This window comes from Methylomonas sp. EFPC1 (assembly GCF_016925515.1).
GTDB classification, from domain to species: domain Bacteria; phylum Pseudomonadota; class Gammaproteobacteria; order Methylococcales; family Methylomonadaceae; genus Methylomonas; species Methylomonas defluvii.
Genome location: NZ_CP070494.1, coordinates 4,628,189 through 4,640,240 on the forward strand (window position 1 = coordinate 4,628,189; position 12,052 = coordinate 4,640,240).

The window sequence follows — 12,052 nt, forward strand, 5'->3', positions numbered from 1 at the left end:
AATCTTTCGGGGGATCAATTCATTCGCTAAGGGAGAATCTAATGGCATCTTATCCGTTCCGCAAAGCCCACCGCAAAAGCAAGCCGACCCAATATAATCGTTGGCCTTTGTCGCTGACAATCGCCGCTGTGCTCAGCACACCTGCCGTCATTGCCGCCGAACAAAACATCGCTTTCGACATCCCCGCACAAAGCTTAAGCGGCGCATTAAATGCCTTTGCCGACGCCGCCAACGTACAGCTTAGTTATCCGGCGGAAATGACGTCAGGCTTGAAATCGCCCGGTGTCAGCGGCCAATTGACGGCCCGGCAAGCCTTACAAAAACTGCTGGCCGGCACCGGCGTAGTAGCCGGTGCCACCAGTAACGGCACCATTACCCTGCAAAAAGCGCCGGACTCGCACAACGATGTTTCAACCTTGTCGGCGGTCACGGTGTCCGGCAATCGCACTCGCAACACCGCCGCCGATCCTTACAGCAAGGACTATGCGGTGACAAAATCCTTTGCGTCCACTAAAACGGACACGCCATTGATGGAGAATCCCACGTCCGTGCAAGTGGTGTCACGTGCAGTGATGGACGACCAGAAAACCACCAAGGTCAAGGATGCGCTGGAAAACGTCAGCGGCGTGCGCGCTAATCCCTCGCTGGGTGGTGGCGTGGGCTTCATCGTGCGCGGCTTTCGCAACAACAACATTTACCGTAACGGCTTAATGGCCAGCGAGGCCTTCTTTGGCGACTTCGACGCCGCCAACCTTGAAAATATCGAAGTGATCAAAGGTCCGGCACAACTTTACGGCCGCACCGAACCCGGCGGCATGATCAATCTCACCACCAAACGCGGCCTGGATACGGCGTACTACTCGCTGGAACAGCAGTTCGGCAACTACGACCACTACCGGACCCAATGGGATGCCGGCGGGCCGCTGACCAGCGACAAGTCTTTGGTGTATCGCTTTTCCGGCGCCTACCAAAGTAACGGTTCGTTCCGGGATTTCGTGTCGGTGGACCGGATGGTGTTCAATCCCAGCATTACCTGGCGGCCCAGCGATTACACCGACGTGACGCTGGATATCGAGGGCACCGAAAAGACCGCACCGGCCGATTTCGGCATTCCATTTATCGGCAATCGCCCGGCCTCAATTCCGATCAGTCGTAACCTGGGCGATCCGAATACGCCGAACGGCGAGCAATCCGGCGTCAAAATCGGCAGCGAAATCAACCATCGCTTTAACGACGACTGGGCGATACACAACCGCTTTCTGGCCAGTCTCGCGGAAGGAGGTACTACGTTTGTCAATCCGGGGCCCGCATTTGACGCCGCAGCAGCGTTGAACCAGACTACCGGCTTGATGCAACGCAATATCTTCCGGCAAATCACCGATCAAGAACATTACGCTACCAACCTGGATCTCACCGGCAAATTTCAAACCGGCGATCTAAAACATGACATGTTGGTCGGATTCGACTTTTACCGCACATTCAACAAGTATGGCGGCGACGGCCGTTGGAAGAGCGCCGATCCGGCATTGGCGATCAACATCTACAACCCCTATCCCAGCTACGGCATTTCCCAGTCGACATTCAATAGCGCATTTGCGACTACCGGCGACACATTCGGCACCGCAGCGAATGGCGGCATCGGTAATCGCGCTTCAATCTACAACAGCTGGTACGGGGTGTATTTCCAAGATCAAATCACCTTTTGGGATAAGCTGCATATCATGGGCGGCGGCCGTTACGACTGGACCGAAACCGGCCGCGGCAACGGCTTTGATTTTGCTACCGCCGAGAGTCGTATCAACCAGTTCAAACGCGAGGACCAAGGTTTCAGCCCTAAAGTCGGCATCCTTTATGAGGCCATGGACGAACTCAGTCTTTACGGCAACTGGACCACTTCGTTCGGCGCTAACAACGCGCCAGCCGCTGATGGCCGCAGTTTTGATCCGCAGATCGGCGAGCAATTCGAAGTGGGTTTGAAAACTCAATTGTTTGACCAACGGCTATTGGCAACCTTGGCGTATTTCCATCTGGAAAAAGACAATATTCTGGTTGCCAATAATGCAACCCCCGATCCTTTCGACCGTATCGCCAACCTGCAACGCAGCCAAGGCATTGAGTTGGACGCCACCGGGTATTTGACCGACAAATTCAGTTTGATCGGCAGCTATGCGTTTACTGATGCGAGGATCATCAAGGACTACAGCGGCGGCACTCAGGGCAATCGAATGAGCAACGTGCCGGAGCATTCCGGTAGCCTGTGGCTGCGTTACGATATGAACGGCTACGCCGCCAAGGACGGTTTGAGCGCGGGTTTTGGCGGTGTTGCTGCCGGCCAACGCGAGGGAGACAATACCAACACTTTCCAAATGCCGGGCTATGTGCGGCTGGACGCTTTTTTGGCGTATAAGCAAAAAGTCGGCGGTTCCCGCATCACCGCCCAGTTCAACATCCGCAATTTGCTGGACAAGGAATATTACGAGTCCACCGACCCCGATTCCAACGTCGCGCCGGCCCTCGGCGTGTATCCCGGTGCGCCGCTGACGGCTATCGGCTCGATTCGGGTGGAATATTGAGGTAAATTGCCCACCTGTCCGCCACCGTCGAGAACCATCATGCGCCACGCCAAATTGATTACAAACACCCTTGCCGGCCTGTTGCTGTTTGCCGGCATCAGCCAATCGCTTTTGGCCAAACCGCTGCCGTTCCGCGAGTTGGACCTGCCGGTGGCCGGTTTCAGCCAGCAGCACCATTTGGCCAAGACCGCCGATGAGCATTTGATTGTCAGCTGGGTGGAAACCGACGCCGAAACCAGTACCGCCAAGTTCGCGGTCCTGGAAGACGGGGGCTGGAGCATCCCGCTCGCCGTCGTCCAAGTGAAAGGCAAGCTGGCCGATCCGCCGGTGGTGATCGGCTTGAGCGACGGTAGCCTGGCGGCGGCCTGGATGCCTTATCGGCAAGGTGCTACTGATCGCTATGCGGCGGACATCTTACTGGCACGTTCTATCGACGGTGGTTTAAGCTGGAGTCCGGCGTTAAAACCATACGGCGACGCGGCGCGAATTTATGACGCACAAATGTCTTTGGCCGCGCTTCCCGATGCACGGCTGGCGCTGGTCTGGACCGACATGCGCCACGCCAGCCACGACCCGGCGGCGGATAAGAAAACCAACCGCTATCAACTGATGGCAAGCGTCATCGACAAAAACTGGCAAGCCAGCCCGGAGATCGTGCTGGATGACGATGTCTGCTCCTGCTGCCGCAGCTATACCGACGCACAAGGCGAGCAATTGGTCACGGTCTACCGCGATCATGCCACCGGGGAAATTCGCGACATCAGCGCAGTGCGCTGGCAGGCTGGCGGCAATCCGCAAATCGCTAACGTGCATGCGGACGGCTGGGTGATCGGCGGTTGCCCCAGTAATGGGCCATCCATTGATCTGACGCCCACCGCCGGTGTGGCGGCTTGGTTCACTGCCGCCGACGGCAAAGGCCGGGTGAAATTGGCTTTCTCCACTGACCAAGGCGCGCATTTTAATTCGCCTATCGAGCTGGATGCCGACGCCAGCGGCTATACCAACGCCTTGCTGCTGGACGACGGCTCGGCCTTGGTCAGCTGGCGCGGCCGCAATGGTCCCGACGATGAGCTAAGGGTTGCGAAAGTGACCAGCAAGGGCAAAGTCAGCCGGCAAACCACGGTGTATCGCGGCAGCTTCCCGAAATGGCCCAGCAAATACCTGGCGCTGGCCCGCGTCGGCAAGCATGCTTTTGTCGCCTGGACCGATCCGCTTCAGAAGAAAGTACGCCTGGTCAGTTTATCCCTCGACTAAACAAGCCCCTAAAAGAGCAGATTGGTCTTGAGATATTCTCGTCCCGAGCCCTTCGCCAGCATTCCCAAACGCGGGATATGACACAGTTTATCCAGTTGTTTCGCCGCGTATTGCCCGCCGACTTCTCCCAATTGCCTTTAGCGGTTTGCGCCATCCCTCAAGCCCGGCGGGCTTTCCGGACAATCTCACGCTAAAAAACCTCTCTTTTCTAAGTTTGGGTGCAAATATTGCTTGCTTATTAACCCAGCCCTTAATGTCGCTCGCCTTAGCGCTCTTAAGGTACTGAGCCAGCCCGAACGGCATACCCGCGACAAATAGGGCCGGTTTAATCAACACCCTATTTGGCCGCCTACCTAAACTATCCGATGCTTGAATTGACTGCCGCCGACATTGCCGATCTGATGCACAAGCATCGCCACGAGTTATTGCGGTTTTTATCGCAACGCATCAGCTGTACGGATACGGCGCAGGATATTTTTCAAGAAACCTTCATTCGCTATGCTGGTTACGGCGGCAAAGATAGCGTGGAAAATCCCCGCGCCTTCATTTTCCGCATCGCCGCCAATCTGGCTACCGATTATCTGCGCAGCCACAGCCGCCATGCCGGCCCAGACCTGGAAGCCGCCGAAAATGAAGAGGCTGAAGTAGGCGTACAATCTGCGCTATCCGCCGAACGGACTGTCATGTCGCAACAACAACTAGAGCAACTGGTCACTGCGTTGGATGATTTATCGCCCAAATGCCGAGAAGTGTTTATCTTGCTCAAACTCAAGCATTGCAGTTACGCAGAGGTGGAACAAAGGCTGGGCATATCACAAACCATGATCTTTAAATATTTGACCCAGGCCATGCGCCATTGCCGAGCGAAGGTTGGCGATCTGGATTGACCGGGTTTGTTTATTAAGCCATCCATGACCATTCCCGACACTCGGCTGACCCTGTGTCCTTCAACACACGCCGGGCCAGCGGCATTTCAGGTCGGGTGAATAGTTTTTGCCCATCGGGCCTGAGTTTAACAACAAGCGTTTTATAATCAGGACACCGAGTTGACAGCACAGCCTCTTTCGATATGAACCCTTCCTTCCCGCCTTTTCCCGACGCCAGCGCCGAAGAGCAAGCCGAATACTGGCTGGCCCTGCGCGAATCGCCGTTCTACGACAGTGAACAGGAAAAATTGTGGCTGGCCTGGCTGGCGGCCAGCCGAGAGAATCGGGAAGCCTGGCAACAAACACAGCTTTTTTTTCGGCGCGTGGAGACCTTGCATCCGGCCCAAGTTCGCCGAATCGAACGATCAGTACAAAAAGCCGGCAGAGCAGTTGCGGCCGGGCCGGGTCTATGGCGCTGGCCCATTGCCGCCTGCCTGATGCTGGCAGTATGTTTGGGCTGGGCGTTTAGTGCCGGCTATTTTGCCGACTTCCGCACCGGCACCGGCGAGCAGCGCCGAATTCAGCTCAGCGACGGCTCGACGGTGATTTTGAATACCGCTTCGTCGTTGTCGGTGGATTTTTCCGAACAACAGCGGGTGATTCGATTGCACGGCGGCGAAGCCTATTTCAAAGTGGCCGCCGATGCCGCAAGACCGTTTGAGGTCGTTGCCGGCGGCGGTAGGGTTCGCGCTTTGGGCACGGCATTTGACGTTAAACAGTGGCGAGGCGATCTGGCAGTCACCGTTTACGAGCACAGTGTGCGCGTTGCGTTCGCCGACGGCGCGACCATCGAGCGCCTGCCGGAGGGCCAGCGCGTCGCGTCGCTCAACGGTAAAAGCAGCGCGCCGGAACAGGCCAATCTCAGGCAAGCCGCCGCTTGGCAGGAGCGGCGCCTGGTGTTTAAGGAAAAGCCGCTGCAACAAGTCATCGACGACTTGAACCGCTACCGTCCGGGAAAAATCGTCATCGCCGATCCCGACTTGGCCGCGCATTTGGTGACCGGCGTATTCGATGCCAACGACCCGGAAGCGGCGTTGACGGTTATCGAGACCACCTTGGCGGTTAGCGAAACCCGTCTGACCGACGCATTAATCGTTCTGCACCGCCATTATTGACCCGGCCCTATTTATCGGTGAAATGCCGTTCGCACCCTCAGGGGCATAAAGGTGAACGGCATTTTTGGGCCGGATTAATAATTTTTAGCCCCTGCCAATAAGCCCTGGATAAATTCGCCAGTACTGCCTACACGGGATTATTGACCGGGTGAATTTCATAGCTTTTACGGAGCGGCGTGGCGCCGAGCCTAGGCCCCATCCGGTCGCTGAGGGCATTGCGCTGCGCCCTCGGCCAAAAATATTTTCTCAGCCAGGTTATAAAACCCATCCCTCCCTTCGTCTTTGCTTTGGAACCCCTGCGGATACGCCGACGGAACACCTTCCCTCGCCAACCGCCGTCATCACAATCACAAGCCAGGATGCCCAATGAGTCAGCGCACAATACCGCCCTTTAACCCGTTCTGTTTAACCGTTTTTGCCGTCGCGATGAGCGCCAGCCCCTGGTGTGCGGCGGAAACTGCCATCGAGTTTGCCATCCCGGCCGCACCGTTGGCGGATGCCTTGCTGCAATTTTCCGAAACCAGCGGCATCAAGGTGTTCTTCAGCTCTCAATTGGCCGGCAACCTGCGCGGCAACGCCGTACAAGGCCGCTTTACAGCGCAACAGGCGCTGGACAAACTGTTGAGCGGAACCGGTCTGACACCACAAACCGCGACCGATGGCACCGTGACGCTGGAAAAGTCGGCAAAGCCAATCGAACCGCAATCGGCGGCCGGTACGACAACTTTGCCGAGCGTGACGGTGCTCGGCAAAACCCTGTCGGACCCTAACGATCCCTATAACTCGGACTATCACCTACCCAACGCCAGTGCCGCCACGAAAACCGATACGCCGATCATGGAGTTACCGATGTCGGTACAAGTTATTCCCAAACAAATATTGAAAGACCAACAGGCAATTCGAATCAAGGATGCGCTGAAAAATGTCAGCGGCATAAACTGGGCGACCGACCCGATGTACGAAGGCTTTCAGTTACGCGGTTTTCAGAGCGATGGCACCACCACGGTTTATCGGAACGGACTGCGCATCCGGCGTGCCGTGCAAGAGGTGGCCGATCTGGAACGCTTGGAAGTCCTGAAAGGTCCGGCCGCGGCTGCGTATGGTCGGATCGAACCCGGCGGCTTGATCAACATTGTCACCAAAAAACCGCTGGATACCCCGTATTACGCATTGGAACAGCAGTTTGGTTCCTACGATATGTTCCGTACCACGGCGGACGCGACCGGGCCAATCAATCAGGACCGCTCATTGTTATACAGAGTCAATTTGGCCTATCAGAACAATGAATTTTTCATCGATAAAATGGATCAGGAACGGGTGTTTTTCGCGCCGTCCCTCACATGGAAGCCCAGCGACCGCACCGAAATCAATTTGAATTTGGAGTATCTCTACGATACCCGCACCAGTTATACCGGCTTACCCGTACAAGGCAATCGTCCGGCCAATGTACCGATCAGCCGTTACTACGGTTTTGGCTCGGATAATGAAAAATCGGTATTCGACAAGTTTTTGATCGGGTTTGATTGGTCGCACCAATTCAACGACGATTGGAAAATCCAGCATCGCTTTCACTACTACAAGCTGGATTACCAAATCAACAATTCTTCATTTTTCCCAGGACCGGTCAATCCCGCTAATAATCGCACCTCGGTTAGAAATGTGACCGATAGGCCGATCGACATTACCGATACCGTCGCGACCAGTATCGATCTCACCGGCAAATTCAAACTATTTGGAACCGAGCATCGGGTATTGGCGGGATTCGATTATTTTTGGGAAGACTTCGAAGGCCAGGGTTTCTTCGGTGCCCCCGCGCCGGCCAGCCTTAGGCCGGTGGTCGATATTTTCAATCCGGTCTACGGACAAGTTCCATCCGCTGCCAGCCGGGGTTTCAATAATTTCAGCACCTTAGAACAATATTGGTACGGCGCTTACTTTCAGGATCAAATCACCCTGTTCGATAAGCTGCATATCATGGGTGGCGGGCGCTACGATTGGGCAACGCGCAGCAGCGGCGCAGCCTCGACTTCCATCGCGGCCGCCAGAAACAGTGAGACTGAAGTTAAAAACGAGGCTTTCAGTCCGCGCGTGGGTGTGGTCTATCAACCCTGGCCCTGGCTGTCACTGTACGGAAATTACACGGAATCGCTGGGCGGGGCGAACAGCGCGTTGGCATCAACCGGCAAACCGCTGGATGCCGAAACCGCGCAGCAGCACGAGGTTGGATTCAAAACCGAATGGTTCGATAAGCGGCTGATGACCACGGTTGCCTTTTACGAATTGACCAAACAAAACATCGCGACGCCGGACCCGGTAAATACCCGGTTTTCCGTGCAAACCGGCGAGGCCCGCAGCCGTGGTATCGAAGTAGACATATCGGGCCAGATTACCGATGGCCTGAACTTGATCGCGACTTACGCCTATACCGATGCAGTCATCACACAAGATAACAGCGGTAATCAAGGCCGCAAGCTATGGAACGTGCCGGCTAATTCGGGCAGCTTCTGGGCCAAATACGCATTTCAAGATCCCGCTTTGCGTGGCCTAAATGTTGGCGCCGGCGCCTATCTGGTTGGCGAGCGCCAAGGTAATAATTTGAATAATTGGCAAATGCCGGGCTACGTCAGAGTCGATGCTTTGCTCGGCTATTCCTGGGAGATAGGCAAGTCCAAAGTGACCGCGCAGTTGAACGTCAATAATCTGTTGGATAAGACCATTTATGAAACATCGGCATTCAACGGCTATTTAACTCAGCCGGGCGCGCCGCGCAATTTCATGGGCTCGATCCGCGTGGAATTCTGACGCCGGATGGCTCGGTCATGCTATCAAGCCGATCATGGTGAGCCAGTTCAAACCATGATCGGCTTGGTTTCAAGGTAAAGGTATTTGGCTTGGAGAAATTCCGATTAACGCCTTGCCGGTCTAACTCGTAGCGCGTGAGGAATTTTGGCCCGGAAACGTCTTATCCAAATGAAACACATAAAAACAAGGGTTAGCGAATTTGGATACAAAGCCCTGACTCTTCAAATTCTCAACTCAAATCTGTTACTGCGATGAATGTAACCAATCCTCAATCCGGCCTTATCGTTCGCAGCGAACCAGAGCACCATTCGCTTGCCCGCCTCAAAGCCCGCCGCCAACGTTGGCTAACCGTGCATCTTTGGTTGGGGCTGACGCTTGGCTTGTTACTGTCTATTTACGGCATCACCGGCAGCGTCTTGGTGTTTTATCCCGAGATCGACGAATCGTTGCATCCCGAGATGTTGACGGTACAACCGCCGGAACATGCCGAGTATCGGCCCCTGGCTGAAATTTTCGCGGCCGGCAAAGCTGCCATGCCACCACAAGCCAAACACAACTTCGCCACGTATCCGCGTAACGAGTTTGCGAGCTTCAAGCTGCGCTTCGCGGTGGCGGATGCCAACGGTGCGGTGGAACGCTGGGAAGTAGGCGTTGATCCTTACACCGCGAAAGTCACCGGTAAACAGCTCCAGGAACGATCCGGCGATTGGTTGCCCAACACCTTCATCGGCCTAATGTTCAAGTTGCACTATGCCTTATTGTTGCCCAAAGACATCAGCACAGTAGTGGTCGGCCTGTCCGGCATATTATTGATCATCTCCACGCTGACCGGCCTAATCGTCTGGTGGCCGCTGACCAGCAAATGGCGGCAAGCACTGGTATTTAAAGCCGGTGCCGGCAAGGTGCGCTTCAATTACGACCTGCATAAAACCAGCGGCTTTTACACCGCGTTGGTGATGATTCCGGTGCTTTTTTCCGGGGTTTACATGGTGCTGCCGCATAACGTGGTGCCGGTGCTGGAATTGTTTTCGCCGGTGACTTACCGCTACTGGTTTCATTCCACGCCATCTACGCCGGATGCGCCGACCATCGGCATGGATCAAGCCGTGGCTATTGCATTGAAACAATACCCAACAGGCCGGCCACACTGGATTTACGGCGCGCCGAATCCCAGCCAGACTTACACTGTATGCCAGGACGGCGTCGATGCACCCGACAGTATCTTGCAACGCCGCTGCACGGTAATCGACCGTTACAGCGGCAAGATTCTGGACTTGGACGATCCCAGCCTGCCGACCGCCACGGCCGGCGAAATCTTCACCCATTGGCAATGGCCGCTGCATTCCGGCCAGGCCTTCGGCATGACCGGGCGGATTTTGGTGTTTATCACCGGACTGGCCTGCCCGGTGCTATTCGTCACCGGGGTGATTCGCTGGCGGCAAAAATCCAGGACCAAGCAAGTACGGAAGGGCTGATTCCGATCCGTTATCAGGTGCCGAAACGAGTGGTCAATATTTTCGACCGACACGAGGTGCCTGAATTTGCCGCTCCGCAAGGCGTGCTTAGAAGCAGGATGCGCAATTTAAAAGTGCGTGATATGCCGCACTTTGCTCGTCGCGCTTTCGAGGGTTTTGGCATCAATCCCGCCGACTGACGGATCAAGCGCCGTACAACACTGACTTCCCAGGTTAGTGGCTTAAAAGTTGCTGCAGCGGAAGACGTTTCATTGCCGACTATGTGTTCATGGATGCAATTACCGATTCCGATTTACTGGCCAGCTTTCTGCTCTATCAGAAGGAGCTCCAGCAATTTTTGACGCATAAGGTCAATTGCGCGGAAACCGCGGCCGATTTGATTCAGGAAACCTATCTGCGCATCGCCCGCTATTCCGCCGACGGCGAGATCGTCAACCAGCGGGCGTTTGTGTTCCGCATCGCCGACAATCTGGCCCTGGACCATTTGCGCAGCCGGGCCAGACACGAGCAACGCGACGGCGGCTTGGTCGAGGAAGACCTCGTTTGCAGACAACCGCAACCGGACAGCATGCTGGAGGGGCAGCAACAAATGGAATTGTTCGAAAAACTCATCTACGAACTGCCGCCGCAATGCCGCAAGGTGTTCTTGTCGTGCCGAGTGGAAGGCAAGCGTTATTCCGAAATCGCCGCCGAGCTGGGCATATCGATACGTACCGTGGAGGCCCATATGTACAAGGCCTTGAAGCATTTGAAAGACCGCATCGATTTCCTTTGATGCGCCGTGCGTTCGTATCATGCAACTTAACCCCGTTCTAAAATCGTGGCATCATGCCTGCCTCGGCTCAACGCTTCGCGCTCCCAACCATGTCCGATAAGCTCCAATCCGCGTCTTCCGATTTGCTCTCGGACCAGGCACTCGCCTGGTTTGCCCGCTTGCAAGCGGATGACGTCAGCGACGATGTGCGCCGCCAATTTGAAATTTGGTACCACGCCGATCCTCGGCACGCCGAAGCCTACGATAAATCCCGCAAGCTATGGAGCCTGCTGCAACAGCCGGCGGAGCGGGTTCAACAACGCCTGCAAGCGGATGCCGCCCAATTTAAAACCGAGACTTTTTCCACCGGAAGGGCGCTGGGTGTGGGGCGCTTACAATCGTCGGCGAGCGGCCGAAACCTGCTGCGTTTTGCTTCAGCCTGCCTGGGGCTGTTGTTGCTGGTGGCCGGCTGGCGCTTACCGGAGCACTGGCAAAACTGGCGCAGCGATTACCATACCGCAGCCGGTCAGCAACTCAGTATCGAATTGGAAGACGGCTCTCGGCTGACTTTGAACACCGATACGGCACTGGCGGTCCGTTACAGCGACAACTTGCGGGAGATCGAATTGTTGCGCGGCGAAGCCTATTTCGAAGTCGCGCCTAATAAGCAACGGCCGTTCGTCGTCGACGGCGGTCAGGCGACCGCGCGCGCCGTCGGTACCGCCTACAGCGTTCGTAAACAAGCCGACGAGTTGCGCGTCGTTGTTAGCGAAGGCACCGTAGAAGTTGACGCCGATAGTGCTAAGGCGTTGGTGCACGCCGCCGAGCAAGCCGAATACCGGCAAGGCCGGCTGCAAGCCGTTGCTCGGCTCGACAACGACGATGCATTGGCCTGGCGACGACGCCAAACTGTGTTTCACCGCCAACCTTTGACGCAAGTATTGGAAGAAATTAACTGCTATCGCAGCGGCCGGATTGTCGCGGTCAATCCGCGGTTGGCCGAGCGGGTGGTCAACGGTGTCTTCAACAACGCCGACCCCGATGCTGTGCTGGCCGCGCTGACCACCACGCTGCAAGCCAAGGCCTTGCGGATGCCGGGCGATTGGGTGTTGTTGTATTGACGTAATAGATGGGCGCGCCTTGCGCCGTTAGC

At 55.9% G+C, this 12,052-nt stretch carries 8 protein-coding genes; all 8 read left to right on the plus strand.

The genetic code is table 11. The features are described 5' to 3' along the window. Window positions 1–41 precede the first annotated feature (41 nt). The 8 genes from JWZ98_RS21265 (at window position 42) to JWZ98_RS21300 (ending at window position 12,020) form a co-directional block, all read left to right on the plus strand. Window positions 42–2,573 (plus strand): TonB-dependent receptor, encoded by a 2,532-nt coding sequence (locus JWZ98_RS21265; protein ID WP_205451758.1) that lies wholly within the window; start codon window positions 42–44, stop codon window positions 2,571–2,573. Window positions 2,574–2,612: 39 nt separating this feature from the next. Beyond that, window positions 2,613–3,827 carry a sialidase family protein gene (locus JWZ98_RS21270; RefSeq protein WP_205451760.1) on the plus strand — a complete coding sequence of 405 codons (1,215 nt, stop codon included), beginning with the start codon at window positions 2,613–2,615 and terminating at the stop codon, window positions 3,825–3,827. A gap of 365 nt (window positions 3,828–4,192) precedes the next feature. Then, the gene (locus tag JWZ98_RS21275) at window positions 4,193–4,714 is read left to right on the plus strand and encodes a sigma-70 family RNA polymerase sigma factor (RefSeq protein WP_171696894.1); all 522 of its coding nucleotides are present in this window, start codon (window positions 4,193–4,195) and stop codon (window positions 4,712–4,714) included. 182 nt (window positions 4,715–4,896) lie between these two features. Next, window positions 4,897–5,868: a FecR family protein gene (locus JWZ98_RS21280; protein ID WP_205451761.1), complete on the plus strand. Its 972-nt coding sequence runs from the start codon at window positions 4,897–4,899 to the stop codon at window positions 5,866–5,868. 366 nt (window positions 5,869–6,234) lie between these two features. Next, window positions 6,235–8,670 (plus strand): TonB-dependent receptor, encoded by a 2,436-nt coding sequence (locus JWZ98_RS21285; RefSeq protein ID WP_205451763.1) that lies wholly within the window; start codon window positions 6,235–6,237, stop codon window positions 8,668–8,670. 251 nt (window positions 8,671–8,921) lie between these two features. Then, window positions 8,922–10,145 carry a PepSY-associated TM helix domain-containing protein gene (locus tag JWZ98_RS21290; protein WP_051670272.1) on the plus strand — a complete coding sequence of 408 codons (1,224 nt, stop codon included), beginning with the start codon at window positions 8,922–8,924 and terminating at the stop codon, window positions 10,143–10,145. A 268-nt stretch (window positions 10,146–10,413) separates the two neighbouring features. Continuing rightward, window positions 10,414–10,920, plus strand: a complete 507-nt coding sequence (locus JWZ98_RS21295) for a sigma-70 family RNA polymerase sigma factor (RefSeq protein WP_033158272.1) — start codon at window positions 10,414–10,416, stop codon at window positions 10,918–10,920. A gap of 89 nt (window positions 10,921–11,009) precedes the next feature. Further along, window positions 11,010–12,020 carry a FecR family protein gene (locus JWZ98_RS21300; protein WP_205451765.1) on the plus strand — a complete coding sequence of 337 codons (1,011 nt, stop codon included), beginning with the start codon at window positions 11,010–11,012 and terminating at the stop codon, window positions 12,018–12,020. Window positions 12,021–12,052: the final 32 nt, after the last annotated feature.